Genomic DNA, 18,207 nt, shown 5'->3' with positions numbered 1-18,207 from the left:
CCGAGGGACTGTGTGTCCGGCAACTCGGGGCCGGCCGTCGTGCGGGCGCGGCTCAGCGGGCGGACGCCGCCGCGTAGCCCGGGAGCACCACGTTCTCGATGAGGGCGTTGCGCTCGTCGAACGGGATGAAGGCGCTCTTGAGGGCGTTGACGGTGACCGTGCGCAGGTCGGCGAGGGTCCAGTCGGCCTCGTCGACGAGCAGGGACATCTCGCGGGTCATGGTGGTGCCCGAGACGAGGCGGTTGTCGGTGTTCAGGGTGACGCGGAAGCCGAGGTCCCGCAGGGCCGTGATCGGGTGGTCCGCGATGGACGTCGCCGCGCCGGTCTGGAGGTTGGAGGTCGGGCACATCTCCAGCGCGATCCTGCGGTCGCGCACCCAGGCGGCGAGGCGGCCCAGCTTGCCGTCCACGATGTCCTCGGTGATGCGTACGCCGTGACCGATGCGCTGGGCACCGCAGACCTGGAGGGCCTGGTGGATGCTGGGCAGGCCGTGGGCCTCGCCGGCGTGGATGGTGAAGGGGACGCTCTCCCGGCGCAGGTGCTCGAAGGCGGCCAGGTGGTCGGCGGGCGGGAAGCCGTCCTCGGCGCCCGCGATGTCGAAGCCGACGACACCGGCGTCCCGGAAGGCCACGGCCAGGTCGGCGGCCTCACCGACGCGGTCGAACATGCGCATCCCGCACAGCAGCGTGCCGACGCGGACCGGGGTGCCCTGGGCCGCGGCCTTGGCCATACCGGCGGCCAGGCCCTCCTGCACGGTCTCCACGACCTCCGGCAGGGTCAGCCCCCCGTTGACGTTCAGCTCGGGGGCGTAGCGGACCTCGCCGTAGACGACACCGTCCGCGGCCAGGTCGAGCACGTACTCCTCGGCCGCGCGCAGCAGGCCCTCGCGGGTCTGGAGCACCGCGAGGGTGTGCTCGAACGTGGCTATGTACCGCACCAGGTCACCGGAGTTGGCCGCCTCGTAGAACCATGCGGCGAGGCCCTCCGGGTCGGTCTCCGGGAGGGTGTGGCCGACCTCCGCCGCGAGCTCCACGAGGGTGGCGGGGCGCAGGCCGCCGTCGAGGTGGTCGTGCAGGACGGCCTTGGGCAGGCGGCGGATCACTTCTGCATCTATGCGCGTAGCACTCATGGCGTTCGTTCCTCGGCAGGTGGTGCGGTGTGGTGGGTCGAGAGGGGACGGCGGTTCAGCCGGTGGCGGGCTGGAGGAGGTCCCAGCGGTTGCCGTACAGGTCCTCGAAGACGGCGACCGAGCCGTACGGCTCGTGGCGCGGCTCCTCCAGGAACCTGACGCCCGCGGCCCGCATGCGGGCGTGGTCGCGGGTGAAGTCGTCGGTGTGCAGGAAGAACCCCACGCGTCCGCCGGTCTGGTCGCCGACGCGGCCCCTCTGTGCCTCGTCCTTGGCGCGCGCCAGCAGCAGTCCGCCGCCCCGTCCCCCGCTCCCGGGCTCGACGACGACCCAGCGGCTGCCGCCGGACCTCGGCTCGTCCTCGACGAGCGTGAAGCCGAGCGCCTCGGTGTAGAAGCGGATCGCCTCGTCGTAGTCGTCGACCACGAGGGTGACCAGGGCTATGCGTCTCATCGGGGCCTCTCGGAGGGGTGCGCGGGTCGCGCGGGAAGGGTGCGGTGTCCGTCCGAGGGTCGCTCGGGGTTCCCGGGAGGTTATACGTAACACTCAGCGGACGCAACTGGCATTCCTCCCTTACACCCGCGAGACCCCCGGGACGGCCGGGACCCCCTGCACGGCAGGGGGTCCCGGGAGTCGAAAAGGGGGTCAGCCGGTGATCACTCGCCCGGCGACGCCTTGCGCAGGGTGGCGATGCAGGTGCTCAGGGCCTGCTGGAGTTCCTCCAGGCGCTCCAGCATGTCGTCCTCGTAGATGGCGTCGAGGTCGACGGCGTCGTCGAGGGTCAGCTCCTCGAAGACCTTCGTGGCCTTCTGGAGGCTGCTGTAGAACTTGGTCCGCCGCTCCTGGACCCGCAGCTCGGGGTCGGACTGGACGGTCTGGACGACGAGCTCCTTGACGGTGTCGTAGGCCTCCGTCGCCCACTCGCCGGTGTCCTCGTCGTCGTCGAGCTCGTCGATGAGGGACAGGTGTCGCTCGGCCTCGGCGCGCAGTTCGGCGGTGGCGTCGATCACCTGGCCGGCCGGGGTCTTGACCTGCCCGTTCTCGACGATCTGCCGGACGTACCCGATACGGCTGGCCGCCTGGGTCTCGTTGGCGACGGCCTTCTTCAACTCGTCGGTGCGGGCGATGTCGCGGGCCAGCTCGGTCTGGAGGGTGGGGTCCTCCTTCAGGCGGTCCAGCAGCGCCGCGCGGGCCGCCTGCGCGGTGGAGGGGTCGGCCAGGATCGCGGCGCGCAGCGCGGTGGGGTTCTCGGCGACCTCCAGCGCCTTGGTCGGGCGGATGCCCTCGGCCTCGGCCGCCGCCGAGATGGCGGTGCCCCGGTCGGAGGTCGCGCTGGACCGGGAGCTGTAGTACGACAGCCACACGTCCGAGTCCGGGAGGTCGATCTCCTCGCCGGGGGCCAGGGCCTCGAAGTGCGGGACCATGCCGTCGTCGGCCGCCTTGTCCCAGGCCTTGTAGTACCGCATGACCCGCTCCGGGGAGCATTCGGCCAGCCCGGCGAAGCGCTTCGCCGACACCTTCGCCGTCTCGCCCGGTGTCTCGCCGCCGGGCCGCACACTGCGCGCCACCTTCAGTGCGAAGGCCCAGCCGCCGGTGCGCGCGTAGACCCCGAACTCCCTTGCGTCCCGCGCGACCTGCTCGTCCACCGCGTCGCCCGGGGTGTCGTCCTCGTGGGCCTGCGCGGGGGTGTCGAGGCCGGACGGCTCCGGGGCGGCCCCGTCGGTCGTCGGCTGCTCGGGAGCCGGCTCACCGGACGACTGTGCCGGCACCTCGGCCGCGGGCACGACCTCGGTCACGGCCTCGGGGGCCTGCGCCTCGGCCGCTCCGGGCTCGACCCAGAACCCCTCGTCCCGCGTCGGCGCTCCGCTGGTCGCGGGCGTCCCGTCGGCGGGCGGTACGGCCGATGCGGAGTGGGCGGTGGCTACGCTCACGGGTGACTCTCCCGGGTGGTGGCGAACGGCAGGGACAGAACCGGCAGCCTATATGAACCCGTTGGTGCCGCTTTGCGGGGACGCCTCGCCTCGGTGGATCGCGTCCAGCCGGGCCAGTTCCTCCCCCGTGAGCCGGAGGGCGCCGGCGGCGACGTTCTCGGCCAGGTGGTCCGGATTCCCCGTGCCGGGGATGGCGAGGACGTGCTGTCCCTGGTGGAGGGTCCAGGCGAGCCGGATCTGGGCGGGGGTGGCGTCGTGGGCGCGGGCGACGGCGTGCAGGGCGTCGTGGTGCGCGGCGCTCGCGCCCTCGGGTCCGGCTTCGCCGGCGATCGCGTAGAACGGCACGAACGCGAGGCCCTGCTCGCCACAGACCCGGAGCATCTCGTCGGCGGACGGGTCGGGGCCGTCGAGTCCGTACCGGTTCTGCACACAGACCACGGGGGCGATCGCGCGGGCCTCCTCCAGGTGCCGGGGTTCGACGGCGGAGACGCCGAGATGACGGACCAGCCCGGCCTCGCGCAGTTCGGCCAGGGCCCCGAAGTGCTCGGCGATGGAGTCCTGCCGCATCCGGCGGAGGTTGACGACGTCGAGGTGGTCGCGGCCCAACTGCCGCAGGTTCTCCTCGACCTGGCCGCGCAGCTGGTCGGGGCGGGCGGCCGTCCCCCACTCCCCCGAGTGCTCCCGGTGCGGTCCGACCTTGGTGACGATGACCAGGTCGTCCGGGTAGGGCCCGCCCAACGCGCTGTTGATCAGCTCGTTGGCGGACCGCAGGGAGGAGAAGTAGAAGGCCGCCGTGTCGATGTGGTTGACGCCCAGCTCGACCGCGCGCCGCAGCACGGCGATCGATTCGTCGCGGTTCCTCGGCGTCCCGAGGTGGAAGGCGGCGCTGCCCGTCAGCCGCATCGCGCCGAGGCCGACGCGGCGGACGGGCAGGTCGCCGAGCGTCCAACTGCCCGCGGCGGCCGCGTCGATCGTCCCGGAGGTCATCGACCGAGTCTCCCATGCCGCCGGGCGAAGGTGCCCCGTCCGCCCCCGTCAGCAGTACAGATTGCCGCCCGCCGACGTGCCGAGTATCTGGACGAACCGCTGGTACGCGCTGACCCGGCTCTGCACCTGCGCGGGGTTCTTGCCGTCGCACTCCAGGGAGCCGTTGATGCTGCGGACGGTGTGGCCGAATCCGGCGCCGTTGACCATGGCGTTGTGGCCGGTCATGGAGCCGGGCCCGGTCTGGGTGTTCCAGTACCACAGGGCGGTCTTCCAGGCGACGGCCGCGTCGTTCTGGACCAGCCAGGGGTTGCCCAGGAGGTTCAGGCCGAGCGCGTCGCCCGCCGCCTTGTAGTTGAAGTTCCAGCTCAGCTGGATGGGGCCGCGCCCGTAGTAGGCCGACTGACCGGCCGGGCAGCCGTACGGTCGGCCCCAGTCGCAGTAGGTGGGGTAGTTGGCGGTGTTCTGCTCGACGATGTGGACGAGGCCGCCGGTCTCGTGGTTGACGTTGGCGAGGAACGCCGCCGCCTCCTGCTTCCTGACGGTGTCGCTGCCGGTGGTGGCGAAGGCCGGGTAGGCGCTCATGGCCGCCCGCAGACCGCTGTACGTGTAGAACGAGTTCCGGTTCGGGAACATCTGGTTGAACTGCGCTTCGCTCACCACGAATCCGGAGGGGTTGGTGGGGCCGTTCTCGCAGGCGTACGGCTCCCAGTACCAGGTGCTGATGGTGGGGTCGTACCCCGGGTTGTCGTGCTCGGCGATGTACGCCCTGCCGTCGGTGTAACGCACGATGTCGCCGGTGACGTAGGACCGGCCGGCCACCCAGCTCGCGTAGCTCGAACAGGGAGCGGCGGACGCGCTCTGGGCGGGCAGCAGCAGGGGTGTGGAACCACCGATGAGCAGGGCGGTCAGCAGAGCGGATGTACGACGCCTCGACACGGGACCAACTCCTTCGTGGAGCACGGCCGCACCCGGGCGAGGGGCCCGAGGGCATGGCTGGGACGTACCTCGCGCGCACGCGCCGGCGGGGCCGGCCACGGCGTGGGGGCGGCCGTGGTGGGGGTGTGGGGCACACTCAACCGCGTTGGTCTGTACCAGTCAAGGGTGTAGACCAGTCGGCTCCCATGACGGGAGGTCAGGCCGCCCCCCGGGTCCACTCGGCCGTGCGGTCAGTCGTCGGGACAGCCAAGCCAGTAGCCGAAGCCGCGCCGGGTGTGGATCAGCGCGGGTTCCTCGCGGTCGGTCTTGCGTCGGAGCCGGGCCACGAGCTTCTCGATCGCGCCGTGCGCGCGGTACTCGCCCCAGACGTGCCGGCTGATCTGCTCCTTGGACAGCACATGCTCCGCGTTCGCCAGCAGATGGCGCAGCAGCCGGTACTCGGCGGGCGTGAGGCCGAGCGGTCTGGATCCGCGCCGCGCCTCGCAGGCGGCGTCGTCCAGGACCAGGTCGCCGTAGCAGGGCACCCCCTCCGTCCGCTCGGGACCGCCGCGTCCGTGCAGCAACGCCCGTGCACGGTGCAGGACTTCGGCAACCCTGAGGGGCTTGACGACGTAGTCCTCGTCGCCGGGGCGCAGGCCGGGCACCAGGTCGTACAGGGTGTCGCAGGCGGCCAGGAAGAGCAGCGGGGGCCGGCCCACAGGCGCGCCGTGCCGGGCCCGCCCGAGGCGCTCGGGGTCCGGCACGGCGGCGTCCCAGACGACGAGGTCGTACCCGCCCCGGGCGATCCGTGCCGTTCCCTCGGTGCCGGTGTCCGCCGCGGCGACGCGATATCCGGCCAACCGCATGGTGGTGGTGAGGAGTTCGGTGACGCCGGGGTCGTCGGCCACCAGCAGGACGTGCTGCGCGCCGTCTCGTCGCGCCATGGGTTTCCCGGTGAGCTGAGTGCGCATGACCAGACCGTTCGAGGAGGGCTCGCGTGGGGGATCGGGCCGTGCGCGGTCAGCCGACGGGCCGCGGGCCGACGGCCGTCTCGGCCTGCTCGACGAAGTCGTCGACCAACCGGTTGAAGAGCGCGGCGAGTTGCCGCAGGTCCTCGGTGGACCAGTCCTCCAGCGCGTCCCCGATCCCCCGGCGGCTCGCCTCCCTGACACGGCCGAAGGCCGCGAGCCCTGCCTCGGTGATCTGGACCCGCTGCGCCCGGCGGTCCTCCGGGTCGGGCACCCGGATCACATGGCCGTCGCTCTCCAACTGCCGTAGCTGCCGGGTGACATGGGAGGCCTCCACGGACAGCCGGACGGCGAGCACGCCCGGGCGCAGCGGCTCGCTCTCGGCGATGTGCCGCAGGATCGCGACGGAGGAGCGGTCCAGCGAGACTCCGCTGTCGGACATCAGTCGTTCGTGCCGGCGGGTCCGCCCGGCCAGGTACGCGAGCCGGGTGAGCAGCCGCTCGATCTCGGTCACGTCCCCCAGGGACGCCGCTTCGACGGGGCGTGGTGTGGACATGCGACCACCGTAACAGATGTTTGCCTAAGTCAAGCAATGCCACGGAGGCCGCACGTCGCGCTCCGGCTCAGCCGAGCTTCAACTGGTCCGTCCCGTGCCCGATGTGCGCCACGACCAGCCCGGCGCCGGACACCTCCGCGTACTCGGCGGTGTGGTGGCGGAGGACGGAGCCCGCCTCGGGCCCCCTGCGGACCTCCACCGTCCAGCGCAGCTCGTGGAAGAAGAACCAGTCGTCGAAGTGCCGCTTGACGACCTCGATGTCCCGGACCTCGTAGTGGGCGTAGAACTCCTGGAGGTGGGACCTCAGTTCGTCCTTGGTGTGCAGTTCGACCAGGGTGCCGGCCCCCGCCGCGTAGTGCCGCACACCGGTCTGGATCTCGGGGTGGGCGCGCTCGACGATGGCGTCCACATCACCCTCGCGATAGGCGTCGAGCAACTCGGCGTGCACCCGGGCCACGGCGAACCGGCCGGCCAGCGCGCCGTCCGCCGGGTCGCCCGGCAGGGACTCCTGCTGCGTACGGCCCCAGAAGAGTTCACCGGTGATGCCCTGCGATCCCATCGTCGGGAACAGCACGACGATGGGGCGTTCGCTCTCGGCGCCGGTGCTCTTGTCGCGCCCGCGGCCCGAACCGCTGACGAAGGTGTACCAGGAGGCGTTGATCTCGGTGACGGGCCGGATCCCGATCACGGCCGCGTACCGGTGCATGGTGCGGTAGCTGTTCTCGATGGCCTCGTAGGAGTCGACGATCCGCTGGGTCGGGATCTCCTTGCCCTCTTCGACGGCGGGGACGACCGTGTACGCGTAGGGGCCGCTCGGCGCCAGTGTGGCCAGGATGTCCTCGACCACGTCCACGTACTCGGCCTCGACGTGCCGCCACGCGACCTTCGAGGTCTGCACCTGGAGATCCGACGTGACGAGGAGTTCCTCGACCTTGGCCCGGTCTTTCATGGTCTTCTCCTTACGGGCCGAGCGGCCCGGTGGGGGGTGGAGCGAACCGTCGCTCACGGGGCCCGGCGGGGCGCGGGCCCGACGATCACATGCAAGCGCAGCGGCCTGACCGGTTGCGACCGGCAACCTGACAACGGGCCGACGTGGCGCAGGTCACACACCGTGCGAGGGGAGCGAGGGCAGGTGATCTTCCGGCCCCGAAGAGGTGATCTTTGGGGTCCGGGCCGGGGAGAATCACCCCATGACCACGTCACCGCACCCTCTCGTCGTCCAGGCGCGCGGACTCGCCGCCGAGGTCCTCACGCCCCAGGCGGAGCGTGTCGACCAGGAGGGGGTGCCCGCGAGCAGCATCCAGGCGATCAAGCGGTCCGGGCTGCTCGGGGTGAGCGCGCCGGTGGCGTACGGCGGTTCGGGGGCGCCCCACTCGGTGGCGCGGGAGACCGCCGAGATCCTGGCGGGGGCCTGCTGCTCCACCTGGTTCGTGCAGACCCAGCACCACACCCCCGTGCTGACCCTGGCGAAGAGCGAACTCCCGGCCCGGGAGAACCTGTTGGGGAAGCTGGCCACCGGCGAGCTGCTGTCCGGCGTGGCGTACGCGCATCTGCGGCGCTACCCGCAGGTCCCGGTCCGGGCCGTGCCCAGACGGGGCGGCTGGCGGTTCCACGGCACGGTCCCCTGGTACACGGGGTGGGGCCTGAACGACGTGATGCTGCTGGCCGGGGTCACGGACGCCGACGAGGTGGTGTTCGCGTTCACGGAGGCCCGTCAGCAGTCCGGGCTGCGGGCCTCGGCGCCCATGCGGCTCGCCGCGCTCACGGCCGCCCGTACGGTCTCGCTCGAGCTCGACGGGCTGTGGGTCCCGGACGACGCCGTGGCCCTGCACGCGCCGTACGAGTCCTGGGCCGCGAGCGACCGCCCCAAGCCGACGAACGCCTCACCCGCGGTGTTCGGGGTCGCCGAGTCGGCCCTCGGCCTGCTGGAGCAGGACGACCCCACGACCAAGGCGCTCCGCCTGCGGCTGGACAAGGTGCGGCGGCAGGCGTACGCCCTCGCCGACCATCCGGCGCCGCACGAGCACATGGAGGAGCGGCTGGCCCTGAAGACGAAGGCGTTCGACCTGATGCGCACGGCGACGACCGCCGCGGTCGTCGCCGGCGGCGGACGCGCCATCGATCTGGACAGCCGTGCCCAACGCCTGGCCCGGGAGGCGATGTTCCTCCTGGTGCAGGGACAGACCCCGGAGGTCCGCCGGGCCCACCTCGCCTCGCTGTCGGCCGCCTACTGAACGGCCCCGGCCGGTCCGTGTCAGCTCGCGAACGGCACCAGTGCCGTGGGCGCGGCCGGCACGGCGAAGGGGTGACGCCACAGGCCCTGGGCGGCGAGCCGGGGCAGGACGCCCTCGCCGAACCAGTACGCCTCCTCCAGGTGCGGGTAGCCCGAGAGGACGAACTCGTCGATGCCGAGGGCGTGGTACTCCTTGATCAGCTCGGCGACCTCGTCGTGGCTGCCGACCAGGGCGGTGCCCGCCCCGCCGCGCACCAGGCCGATGCCGGCCCAGAGGTTGGGGTGGATCTCCAGGCCGTCGCGGTTGCCGCCGTGCAGGGCGAGCATCCGCCGCTGGCCCTCGGACTCGCTGCGGGCGAGGCCGGCCTGCACGGACCGTACGGTCTCGGGGTCGAAGCCGTCGAGCAGCCGGTCGGCCTCCGCCCACGCCTGCTCGGCGGTGTCGCGGGTGATGACGTGCAGCCGGATGCCGAAGCGGAGGGTGCGGCCTTCCTTCGCCGCCAGCGCCCTGACCCAGGCGATCTTCTCGGCGACCACGGCCGGCGGCTCTCCCCAGGTGAGGTAGACGTCGACGTACCGGGCGGCGATCTCCCCGGCGATCGGGGAGGAGCCGCCGAAGTACACCTCGGGCACCGGGTCGGGCAACCGCGCGAGCCTCGCGTCCTCGACCTGGAGGTGCTCGCCCTTCAGATCGACGGTCCGGCCCTCCCACAGTCCCCGTACGACCTCCAGGAACTCGCCGGTACGGCGATACCGGTCGTCCTTGTCGAGGAAGTCGCCGTAGGCCCGCTGCTCGTGGCTCTCGCCGCCGGTGACGACGTTGAGCAGGAGCCGTCCGCCGCTCTGCCGCTGGAAGGTGGCGGCCATCTGGGCGGCGAGCGTCGGCGAGACGAAGCCGGGGCGGAACGCGACCAGGAACTTCAGGCGTTCGGTGTGCCGGCTCACCATCGCGGTGGTGAGCCAGGCGTCCTCGCACCAGGCACCGGTGGGGGTCAGCGCGCCGACGAAGCCGAGGTCCTCGGCGGCGCGGGCGATCTGGCTGAGGTAGCCGACCGTCGGCGGCCGGTCCCGGCCGGACTCGGTGGCGGGAGTGCCGTGACCGCCGCCGACGACATGACGGCTGTCGCCGTTGGTGGGCAGGAACCAGTGGAAGGTGAGGGACACGGGGGTCTCCTGTCTGAGGGGTGCCAGGGCCGCGGTCCGCCGCAGGGCCCTAGAGGAGGCCGTGGCGGGGCGGCCGGGTGCCGTTGAGCGTGTACCGGCCGATGTGCTGGAGCTTCCAGCGGGTCGGATCGTGCAGGGTGTGGGTGCGGGCGTCCCGCCAGTGCCGGTGCAGATTGAGCGAGTGGAGTGCCGACCGGGTCCCGGACACCTCGAACAGGGCGCTCGCCACCTCCAGGGCGGCGTTGGCCGCCTGTACCTTGGCGGCGGCCACGGCGATGGACGCCTCGGCCGCCGAGTCGTCGGTCAGGGCGCCGCTCGCCGTGTCCACCACCCGCGCGGCCTCCCGCAGCAGCGCGTCCGACGCCCGTACCTGGAGAGCGAGTTCGCCGAACCGCTGGATGAGCAGCGGGTCCTCGGCGGCCGTCTCGACGCCGCTCTCGAACCACGGCCGGCTCTTCGTCCGCACGAACTCGGCCGCCTCCGCGAGGGCTCCCCCGGCGATCCCGGCGTCGATGGCCGCGTGCAGCAACTGGGCCGCCGCGCCGTGCAGTTGGGGACCCTCGAAGGTGAGGTGGTGCGGCAGCACCCGGTCGCCCGGCACCCGTACGCCCTCCAGGCGGACCGTGCCGCTGGCCGTCGTGCGCTGGCCGAGGCCGTCCCAGTCGTCGATCACCGTGACACCCGGGGCGTCCCGGGGCACGTAGGCGACATGGAGCGCGTCGTTCCCGGCGCGGGCCAGCACCGGGATCCAGTCGGCGAACAGGGCGCCCGTCGCGTAGTGCTTGATCCCGTCGAGGACATGGGAACCGTCCGGCAGCGGTTCCAGGCGGGTGCGGATGTCCTGGACGTGCCGGGTGCCCGCCTCGGACTGGGCGTTGCCGAAGCGGCGCCCGGCGAGGAGTTCACCGAAGAAGAACTCCCGCTGCCCCGGCGTCCCCCGGCGGCGCAGCACGTTGACGTAGGCGAAGTGGCTCTGCGGGATCTGGGCGAGGCTCGCGTCCGCGGACGCGAGGAGCCGGAAGATCTCCGCCAGGGTCTCGTGGCTCACGTCCGCTCCCCCGTGTGCGGCGGGCACGGTGACGGCCAGCAGCCCGGAGGCGGAGAGCCGGTCCAACTCGGCGCGCGGCAGGCGCCGTTCGGCGTCCCGTTCCGAGGCCCCGGCCCGGAACTCCTCGGCGAGCGCGGCGGCGACGGCGAGGGCCTCGGCGTCGTCGGCGATGACCTTCGCCGCCCGGGGACCGGCCGGGGCGTCGGTGCGGGCGTCGGCGGGAAGGTCGCCGCGGGCCTCGCCGCGGGTGTCGCCGCGGGTGTGGGTGGGGAGGTGGGTCATGGCTCAGCTCGCGGCGGCCAGGACGGGCGCCGGGCCGAGCGCGGCCAGGAACTGGTCGACGACCTGGCCGAGGGCCTCGGCGGTGGCCGGGGCGATGGTGACCTTGCCGTCGTCCCCCACGGTGATGTCCTTGTCGAGGGTGAACCAGCCGGGAACGATGTGCCGGGCGCCCATGGAGCTGAGGACCGGCCGCAGCGCGTAGTCGAGGGCGAGGACGTGGGCGGTGGTGCCGCCGGTGGCCAGGGGCAGCACCGTCTTGCCGGTGAGGGCGTACTGCGGGAGCAGGTCGAGCAGGGCCTTGAGGACTCCGGAGTAGGCGGCCTTGTAGACGGGGGTGCCGATGACGACGCCGTCGGCCCGCTCGAAGAGGGCGGTGGCCTCGACGATGGCGGGGTGCTTGAAGTCCGCGCCGAGGAGGGCCTCCGCGGGGATGGTGCGGATGTCGAGCGGCACGACCTCGTGCCCCTGGGCGATCAGACGGGCGTCCAGGTGGCGGACGAGCTTCGCGGTGCGGGAGGAGACGGAGGGGCTGCCGGAGACGGACAGAACGGTGGCCATGGGTCCTCTTTCTGGGGGAGCCCGGGGTGCCCACGCGAGCGGGCACCCCGGAAGGGAGCGGTCAGGAGTACCAGGTGGGTTCGGGCAGTTCGCCTTCGAGGACCCAGCGGCCGACCTCGCGGCGCTTGTAGGCGACGGGGTCATGCAGGGTGTGGGTGCGGATGTCGCGCCAGAAGCGGTCGAGGCCTTCGGAGGTGGCGGTGGAGCGGGCGCCGGTCACCTCGAACACGCGCGTCGCGACCTCCAGGGCCACCTCGGTGGCGCGGGCCTTGACGGCGGCCACCCTGACCTCGAAGTCGCCGCGGGCCCGCTCGGTGACGGCGTCGGGGTCGTCGTGCAGCCGCTGCCCCTCGGCGGCGACGGTGTCGGCGAGGGCCTCGACCGCCCAGAGCTTGGCGGTCAGATCACCGTAGACGTCGACGACGTACGGCTCGTCGACCGCCCGCTCGTGACCGCCGTGCAGCCATGCCCGGGACTTGGTACGGGTGTAGGTCGCGGCCGTCTCCAGCGCGCCGGCGGCGATGCCGAGGTAGAAGTTGACGAAGACGAGCTGGATGGTGGGGACGTTGAGGGTGTTGTACGTGCGGGGCCGGAACTCCTTGTCGACGTACCCGGCGGCGGAGGACCAGGGGGTGCGGACGCCGTCGAGGGTGACGCCGCCGCTCTCGGTGAGCCGCTGGCCGATGTTGTCCCAGTCGTCGTGGAAGGTGAGGCCCTCGCTGTCGGAGGGGACGATCGCGAAGACGTGGCTGTCGGTGCCCTCCAGGACGCCTTCGAGGACGGTGACGTCGGAGACCTTGCTGCCGGTGGAGAAGGACTTGCGGCCGGTGAAGACGAGGTCGTCGCCCTCCTCGGTGACCACGACGTCCTGGTCGCGCGGGTTGACGGCCCCGCCGAAGAACCAGCGGTTCCGGGCGGCCTCGGCCTCGACGTGCTCCCACTGTTCGCGGGTGCCGACCAGCCGGGCGGCCCAGTTCCAGAGGTAGTGGTAGCCGAGGAGCTGGCCGATGGACCCGTCGGCCTTGGCGACCTCGCGGACGACGCGGTAGGCGGTGGTCCAGTCCTGGCCTCCGCCGCCGTGTTCGGTGGGGCCGAGCAGGGTCACGAGGCCGGAGTCCTTGAGGAGGCGGACCTCGTCGTACGGGGTGGCGCCGGCGCGCTCGCGCTCGGCGGCGTCGGTGGCGAGGACGGCGGCGACCTCACCGGCGCGGGCGATCCACTCCCGTGCGGTCTGCGGGGCGGGTCCGGTCTTCCAGTCGGTGGGGGTGGCGGTGCTCATGTCGATGGCCTCCTCAGACCTGGGCGGGGACGGACTCGGGGAGCTGGGCCTCCAGTTCACGCACCAGCGGCAGCACCCGCCGGCCGAAGTACTCGACCTCCTCGTGGTAGTGCAGGAAGCCGAGAAGGAAGAGGTCGACGCCGAGCCGCTTGTAGGCGACGATCCGCTCGGCGATGTGCTCGGGGGTGCCGATGAGGCCGGTGCGGAAGCCGTCGTTGTACTGGACGAGGTCCTCGAAGGAGGAGTCCTGCCACATGCCCTTGCCGTCGGCGGAAGACTGCCCGGCCTGTTTGACGGCGGCGCCGAATCCCTCGACGGCCTCCCGGTCGGCCCTCGCGACGATCTCCCGCAGGGTGTCGTGGGCCTCGGCCTCGGTGTCACGGGCGATGAGGAAGGCGTTGAGGCCGAACCTCGGTACGGCGCGGCCGGCCTCGGCGGCGGACTTGCGGACGTCCTCGATCTGCTCGACGACTCCGTCGAAGTCCCTGCCGTTGGAGAAGTACCAGTCGGAGACCCTGCCGGCCATGGCGCGGGCGGCGGTGGAGTTGCCGCCCTGGAAGATCTCCGGGTGGGGGCGTTCGGCGGTGTTGAGGGGTTTGGGCTTGAGGGTGAAGTCGCGCAACCGGTAGAAGTCACCCGCGAGTTCGGTGTGGTCCTCGGTCCAGATCTGGCGGAGGGCGCGAATGAACTCCTCGGAGCGGCGGTAGCGCTCGTCGTGCTCCAGCCAGGGCTCGCCGAGGGCGGTGAACTCGCCCTTGAACCAGCCCGAGACGACGTTGACGGCGAAGCGGCCGTTCGACAGGTGATCGGCGGTGGCGCCGAACTTGGCGAGCACACCGGGGTGCCACAGTCCGGGGTGGACGGCGGCGATCACCTTCAGCCGCTCGGTCGCGAGGAGCAGGGCGAGGCTGAAGGAGGTGGACTCGTGCTGGTACTCGGCGCCGTAGCTGGCCATGTAGCGGACCTGGCTGAGGGCGTACTCGAAACCGTTGTTCTCGGCGAGCACGGCGAGGTCGCGGTTGTACTCGTACCCCCAGTCGGTGCGTTGTTCGATCGTGCTGGTGACGAGTCCCCCGCTGACGTTGGGGACCCAATAGGCGAATTTCAGGGGCGCGGCAGGCATGCGGAACTCCTGTTGCGAAATGTTTTCGGGCACGCCGAATTCAGCGGGCACACAGGGGTGCGGGCAGGGCTGAATTCAGGCGGAAAGCCGGGAAAAGCGGAAAGGCGCGGCGGATCCCGGAGGGGTGATCAGGCCGCGGCGCGACAGGAGGCGCTGGAGACGCGCGCGAGGTCGACATGGCGTCGCCGCGTGAGGTCCAGTCGCTTGTTCATGCCGTCGATCGTGGCAGCCGTCGTCGACGGCCGTCAAGGAGAACCCGACCGGTCTCGTATCCCGGACCATTGAATTTCACGAAGGTGTGACAGGGAAACCCTTGAACGGGCCGGAAATCGGCGCGCATTCTGCTGCCGTGCGAACGGAACAGCTGGAATACATCACGGCGGTGACCAGGCTCGGTTCGTTGCGCCGGGCCGCCGACGAACTACGGCTCTCGCAGCCCGCGTTGAGCGAGACCGTACGGAATCTGGAGCGTGAGCTGGGGGTCGATCTGCTGGAGCGCAAGCGGTCGGGCGCGACGATGAGCGCCGCGGGCCGGGAGCTGCTGCCGCACATCGTCGGGGTGCTGGACGCGGTGGACCGGTTGCGGGCGGCGGCGGGCGAGCAGCACCGCATCAGCCGTACGGTCCGCCTGGGCACGGTCAACGCGGCGACCGTGCCGCTGGTGATCCCGGTGATCCGTGACTTCCGCGCCGACCACCCGCTCACCCGGGTGGAGGTGGTCGGCGCGCAGCAGAGCGAGATCCAACGGGCGCTGCTGGAGGGGTCGTTCGATCTGGGGCTGGTCAACCATCTCGACGGTGACGACGTGCCGGCCGCGTTCGAGGGCACCGAACTGCTGCGGGGACGGCCCGTGGTGGTGGTCCGCCCGGACAGCCCGCTGGCCGCCCGGGCGGCGGTGTCGGTGGACGACCTGCTCGCCGTACCGCTGATCGGTATGCGCTCCGGGTATGTCATGCACCGTTATGTGCACCGGCTCCTCGCCGGCCGCGACCCGGCCTTCGCGTACTCCACCGACGGCGCCGAGATGGGCAAGCTGATGGTCGCGGAGGGGCTCGGGGCGACCGTCCTGCCGGACTTCAGCGTGGTCGGCGACCCGCTGGAGCGGCGTGGCGTCCTCGTGCACCGGCCGATCACCGACGACACCACCCGGGTCCTGCTGATGCTCCAGCGGCGCAGGGCCGACTCCGTGCCGCGGGCCGCCCGCGATCTGCACGAGGCGTTCGTCCGCCGGGCGAGGCAGTTGGTCGCCCGGGCCGGATCATGACCGGCCCGCCCTCCCCGGCCACCAGGCGCGCTCCCCGATGTCGCGTACCAGCGCCGGCACCAGCAGCGAGCGCACCACGAGGGTGTCCAGGAGGACGCCGAAGGCCACGATGAAGGCGATCTGGGCGAGGAAGGCCAGCGGGATCACGCCGAGCGCGGCGAAGGTCGCGGCGAGGACCACGCCCGCGGAGGTGATGACCCCGCCCGTGCTGACCAGCCCGCGCAGCACGCCCTGGCGCGTGCCGTGCCGCAGCGTCTCCTCACGGACCCGGGACATCAGGAAGATGTTGTAGTCGACGCCGAGCGCCACCAGGAAGACGAACCCGTAGAGCGGGACGGACGGGTCGGTCCCGGTGAAGCCGAACACGTGCCGGAAGACGAGCGCGGAGACGCCCAGCGTGGCGAGGAAGTTCAGGGCCACCGTGGCGACCAGCAGGACCGGCAGCAGCAGCGAGCGCAGCAGGCCGACCAGGATGAGGAGGATGACGGCGAGGACGACCGGGACGATGAGCGTGCGGTCGCGTTCGGCGGTGCGCAGGGTGTCGTACTGCTGTGCGGTGTAGCCGCCGACGAGGGCGTCCGCGCCGGGCACGGCGTGCAGGGCGGTCCGCAGCCGGGCCACCGTGCGCTTCGCGGCGTCTCCGTCGGCGGCGGCGTCGAGGGTGACGTCGACCCGGACGCGTCCGTCGACGACCAGGGGCTCGCCGCCGGGGCGGCCGGATGCGGCGACGGCCGTCGCCGAGGCCACGCCGTCGGTGTCGCGGGCAGCGACGAGCACGCGTTCGAGTCGGCCCGCGTCGGCGACGACCACGGCGGGGTTGCCGGAGCCCGCGGGAAAGTGCTCGCCGAGGGCCTGCTGGGCGGCGACGGACGGGGCGTCGCCCACGAAGGTCTCGTCGAGGGGGACGCCCTTGGAGGTGAGGGCCGGCGCGAAGGCGGCGCCGGCCAGCAGGACGACCAGGGTCACCGCCCACACCCGGCGCGGCGCGCGGTCGACGAGACCCGCGACGCGCCGCCACACGCCCTCGCCGCCGCGGGCGGAGGCGGTGCGGGCGCCCGGGCGGGCGGGCCAGTAGGCGGCGCGGCCGAGGGCGACGAGGACGGCGGGCAGGAAGGTGAGTGTGGCGAGGACGGCGCAGCCGATGCCGATGGCGCCGACCGGCCCGAGCGCCCGGTTGTTGGTGAGGTCGCTGAGCAGCAGGGCGAGCAGGCCGAGCGCGACGGTCGCGGCGCTGGCCACGATCGCGCCCCAGGACTGCCGCAGCGCGGCCCGCATGGCGGTGACCCGGTCGGCGCGGTCGGTGAGTTCCTCGCGGAAGCGGGCGGTGAGGAGGAGGGCGTAGTCGGTGGCGGCGCCGATGACGAGGATGGACAGGATGCCCTGGACCTGTCCGTCGACGCGGACGACGCCCCGGTCGGCGAGGGCGTACACGACCGCGCAGGCGAGACCCAGGGCGAACACCGCGCCGAGGATGATCACCAGGGGGAGCAGCACGCTGCGGTAGACGAGCAGCAGGATCACCAGCACGGTGAGGAGCGCCACGCCGAGGAGCAGGCCGTCGATGCCGGCGAAGGCGTCGGCCAGGTCCGCCTGGCTCGCGGCGGGCCCCGCCAGCTGGACGGTGGTGCCGGGCAGGCGTTCGGCGCCGGCGCGGATCCGGTCGAGGGTCTCGGGCAGCGTGTCGCCCAGGTCGGTCCTGAGCGGGACCACGCCCTGCAGCGCGTGGCCGTCCTTCGACAGGAACGCGGGTGACACCGGGCCGGCGACCCCGGGGATGTCGGCGAGGGAGGCGAGGAGGCGGCCGGCCGGGGCGCGCCGCTCCGCGAGTCCGTCGCCGGTCCACACGACGATCGCCGCCAGCGTCTCGTCCTGCCGGAAGGCCCGCTGCGCGGTGATGACCTCGGTGGATTCGGCGCTGCGCGGCAGGAACGCGGCCTGGTCGTTGGTGGCGACCTCGCCGAGCCGGCCGGCGTACGGGCCGAGGACGCCGCCGACGACCAGCCAGACGGCGATCAGCAGGAGGGGGACGAGCCCACGGGCGCGTCGGGGGGTGGTGGACATGGTGCTCCAGAGTCCGGGCGGAGGTGCCTCGACGAGTGACCCAAACAGATGACTCAACGAAAAACAATCTCAATGATTGAGTTACTTCGGCCGATCCTAAGGGCACCGATGCGGGCCGGATTCAGCGGGGGCGGTCGGCGCCCGCGCCCAGCTCCTCGTTCATCGCGGCGAGGAAGCGCAGGACGACGGCCAGCTCCTCGGCGGTGAACCGGGACCGCGCGGCCTCGGTCGCCGTCGCGAGGGGCCGGAAGTAGGTGCGCGCGGCGCCTCGCGCGTCGGCCGCGTAGTACAGGTGGACCACCCGGCGGTCGGCGCTCTCGCGGACCCGGCGCACGTGCCCGGCGCGCTCCAGCCGGTCGACGCAGGCGGTGACCGCGCCGGAGGTCAGCCCGAGGTGTTCGCGCAGCCGCTTCGGCGTCATGGGCGCCTCCGCGTCCAGGATCGCCGCGAGGGCCTGCACGTCCGTCGCGTGCAGTCCGTGGTCGCCCGCGAAGGCGTGCACCAGCCGGTTGATCTCGCCGTTCATCCGGCGCAGCGCCACGGCGAAGGCGTGCAGGTCGGTCGGCGCCCCGGAGGCGCCGCCCCCGTCGTCGCCGCGCTGCCGAGCGGGATCGTTCACTGTGGCCACGCGGTCAGCGTAGTCGCCGTACCGATCACCCGAACGCGCGGCGATGCGTCCCTGGCGCATCCGGGAGCGCCCTGCCGGAGGAA

Annotated in this window: 18 protein-coding genes; 2 read left to right on the top strand and 16 right to left on the bottom strand. The window is 72.4% G+C overall.

Translation table 11 applies throughout. The features are described from left to right. Positions 1-52: 52 nt before the first annotated feature. From HW837_RS22980 to HW837_RS22945, 8 genes are all read right to left on the bottom strand, one after another. Positions 53-1,129, bottom strand: coding sequence for an adenosine deaminase (locus HW837_RS22980; protein ID WP_045555639.1), 1,077 nt, complete (start codon positions 1,127-1,129; stop codon positions 53-55). 55 nt (positions 1,130-1,184) lie between these two features. After that, a complete protein-coding gene (locus tag HW837_RS22975) occupies positions 1,185-1,580 on the bottom strand; it encodes a VOC family protein (RefSeq protein WP_045555640.1) in 396 nt (131 codons plus the stop codon). A gap of 203 nt (positions 1,581-1,783) precedes the next feature. Beyond that, positions 1,784-3,058: a hypothetical protein gene (locus HW837_RS22970; protein ID WP_193380196.1), complete on the bottom strand. Its 1,275-nt coding sequence runs from the start codon at positions 3,056-3,058 to the stop codon at positions 1,784-1,786. Between the two features lie 48 nt (positions 3,059-3,106). Beyond that, positions 3,107-4,045: an aldo/keto reductase gene (locus HW837_RS22965; RefSeq protein ID WP_093789013.1), complete on the bottom strand. Its 939-nt coding sequence runs from the start codon at positions 4,043-4,045 to the stop codon at positions 3,107-3,109. 48 nt (positions 4,046-4,093) lie between these two features. After that, the gene (locus HW837_RS22960; protein ID WP_045555643.1) at positions 4,094-4,981 is read right to left on the bottom strand and encodes a glycoside hydrolase family 19 protein; all 888 of its coding nucleotides are present in this window, start codon (positions 4,979-4,981) and stop codon (positions 4,094-4,096) included. Between the two features lie 230 nt (positions 4,982-5,211). Next, complete coding sequence (locus HW837_RS22955) at positions 5,212-5,931, bottom strand: response regulator transcription factor (RefSeq protein WP_193380195.1); 720 nt, start codon at positions 5,929-5,931, stop codon at positions 5,212-5,214. Positions 5,932-5,980: 49 nt separating this feature from the next. Continuing rightward, positions 5,981-6,484, bottom strand: coding sequence for a MarR family winged helix-turn-helix transcriptional regulator (locus HW837_RS22950; protein WP_045555645.1), 504 nt, complete (start codon positions 6,482-6,484; stop codon positions 5,981-5,983). A gap of 67 nt (positions 6,485-6,551) precedes the next feature. Next, entirely contained in the window at positions 6,552-7,433 is an 882-nt protein-coding gene (locus tag HW837_RS22945) for a nuclear transport factor 2-like protein (RefSeq protein ID WP_086801258.1), read from the bottom strand. Positions 7,434-7,674: 241 nt separating this feature from the next. On the opposite strand from HW837_RS22945, the gene HW837_RS22940 reads away from it, so the two are divergent. Continuing rightward, a complete protein-coding gene (locus HW837_RS22940; RefSeq protein ID WP_045555647.1) occupies positions 7,675-8,718 on the top strand; it encodes an acyl-CoA dehydrogenase family protein in 1,044 nt (347 codons plus the stop codon). A 20-nt stretch (positions 8,719-8,738) separates the two neighbouring features. Here HW837_RS22940 and HW837_RS22935 read toward each other — a convergent pair whose 3' ends face one another. From HW837_RS22935 to HW837_RS50380, 6 genes are all read right to left on the bottom strand, one after another. Further along, positions 8,739-9,881, bottom strand: coding sequence for an LLM class flavin-dependent oxidoreductase (locus HW837_RS22935; protein ID WP_193380194.1), 1,143 nt, complete (start codon positions 9,879-9,881; stop codon positions 8,739-8,741). Positions 9,882-9,930: 49 nt separating this feature from the next. Further along, positions 9,931-11,211, bottom strand: coding sequence for an SfnB family sulfur acquisition oxidoreductase (locus HW837_RS22930; RefSeq protein ID WP_078853274.1), 1,281 nt, complete (start codon positions 11,209-11,211; stop codon positions 9,931-9,933). Positions 11,212-11,214: 3 nt separating this feature from the next. Next, on the bottom strand, positions 11,215-11,769 hold the full coding sequence (ssuE, locus tag HW837_RS22925) for an NADPH-dependent FMN reductase (protein WP_060887193.1): 555 nt from the start codon (positions 11,767-11,769) through the stop codon (positions 11,215-11,217). A gap of 61 nt (positions 11,770-11,830) precedes the next feature. Further along, the gene (locus tag HW837_RS22920) at positions 11,831-13,048 is read right to left on the bottom strand and encodes an acyl-CoA dehydrogenase family protein (protein ID WP_045555650.1); all 1,218 of its coding nucleotides are present in this window, start codon (positions 13,046-13,048) and stop codon (positions 11,831-11,833) included. A gap of 13 nt (positions 13,049-13,061) precedes the next feature. Continuing rightward, a complete protein-coding gene (gene sfnG, locus HW837_RS22915) occupies positions 13,062-14,171 on the bottom strand; it encodes a dimethylsulfone monooxygenase SfnG (protein WP_093789010.1) in 1,110 nt (369 codons plus the stop codon). A gap of 128 nt (positions 14,172-14,299) precedes the next feature. Next, complete coding sequence (locus tag HW837_RS50380; protein ID WP_365668238.1) at positions 14,300-14,383, bottom strand: putative leader peptide; 84 nt, start codon at positions 14,381-14,383, stop codon at positions 14,300-14,302. A 137-nt stretch (positions 14,384-14,520) separates the two neighbouring features. Here HW837_RS50380 and HW837_RS22910 point away from each other — a divergent pair, with 137 nt between their 5' ends. Further along, positions 14,521-15,435, top strand: a complete 915-nt coding sequence (locus tag HW837_RS22910) for a LysR family transcriptional regulator (protein WP_045555652.1) — start codon at positions 14,521-14,523, stop codon at positions 15,433-15,435. Here the strand turns inward: HW837_RS22910 and HW837_RS22905 are convergent. Continuing rightward, positions 15,430-17,496, bottom strand: coding sequence for an MMPL family transporter (locus tag HW837_RS22905; RefSeq protein ID WP_193382508.1), 2,067 nt, complete (start codon positions 17,494-17,496; stop codon positions 15,430-15,432). The genes HW837_RS22910 and HW837_RS22905 overlap by 6 nt on opposite strands. A 121-nt stretch (positions 17,497-17,617) precedes the next feature. Next, the gene (locus HW837_RS22900) at positions 17,618-18,115 is read right to left on the bottom strand and encodes a MarR family winged helix-turn-helix transcriptional regulator (RefSeq protein ID WP_045555868.1); all 498 of its coding nucleotides are present in this window, start codon (positions 18,113-18,115) and stop codon (positions 17,618-17,620) included. Positions 18,116-18,207: the final 92 nt, after the last annotated feature.

This window comes from Streptomyces caniscabiei (genome assembly GCF_014930365.1).
Taxonomy (GTDB): domain Bacteria; phylum Actinomycetota; class Actinomycetes; order Streptomycetales; family Streptomycetaceae; genus Streptomyces; species Streptomyces caniscabiei.
This window is presented reverse-complemented; position numbering and strand designations above follow the sequence as displayed.

Bases quoted from the DNA above. Each gene is read 5' to 3' on its own strand.
- sfnG (WP_093789010.1), bottom strand. From the start codon at position 14,171: ATGCCTGCCGCGCCCCTGAAATTCGCCTATTGGGTCCCCAACGTCAGC.
- HW837_RS22975 (WP_045555640.1), bottom strand. From the start codon at position 1,580: ATGAGACGCATAGCCCTGGTCACCCTCGTGGTCGACGACTACGACGAG.
- HW837_RS50380 (WP_365668238.1), bottom strand. From the start codon at position 14,383: ATGAACAAGCGACTGGACCTCACGCGGCGACGCCATGTCGACCTCGCG.
- HW837_RS22905 (WP_193382508.1), bottom strand. From the start codon at position 17,496: ATGTCCACCACCCCCCGACGCGCCCGTGGGCTCGTCCCCCTCCTGCTG.
- HW837_RS22930 (WP_078853274.1), bottom strand. From the start codon at position 11,211: ATGACCCACCTCCCCACCCACACCCGCGGCGACACCCGCGGCGAGGCC.
- HW837_RS22965 (WP_093789013.1), bottom strand. From the start codon at position 4,045: ATGACCTCCGGGACGATCGACGCGGCCGCCGCGGGCAGTTGGACGCTC.
- HW837_RS22950 (WP_045555645.1), bottom strand. From the start codon at position 6,484: ATGTCCACACCACGCCCCGTCGAAGCGGCGTCCCTGGGGGACGTGACC.
- HW837_RS22920 (WP_045555650.1), bottom strand. From the start codon at position 13,048: ATGAGCACCGCCACCCCCACCGACTGGAAGACCGGACCCGCCCCGCAG.
- HW837_RS22980 (WP_045555639.1), bottom strand. From the start codon at position 1,129: ATGAGTGCTACGCGCATAGATGCAGAAGTGATCCGCCGCCTGCCCAAG.
- HW837_RS22940 (WP_045555647.1), top strand. From the start codon at position 7,675: ATGACCACGTCACCGCACCCTCTCGTCGTCCAGGCGCGCGGACTCGCC.
- HW837_RS22945 (WP_086801258.1), bottom strand. From the start codon at position 7,433: ATGAAAGACCGGGCCAAGGTCGAGGAACTCCTCGTCACGTCGGATCTC.
- ssuE (WP_060887193.1), bottom strand. From the start codon at position 11,769: ATGGCCACCGTTCTGTCCGTCTCCGGCAGCCCCTCCGTCTCCTCCCGC.
- HW837_RS22955 (WP_193380195.1), bottom strand. From the start codon at position 5,931: ATGCGCACTCAGCTCACCGGGAAACCCATGGCGCGACGAGACGGCGCG.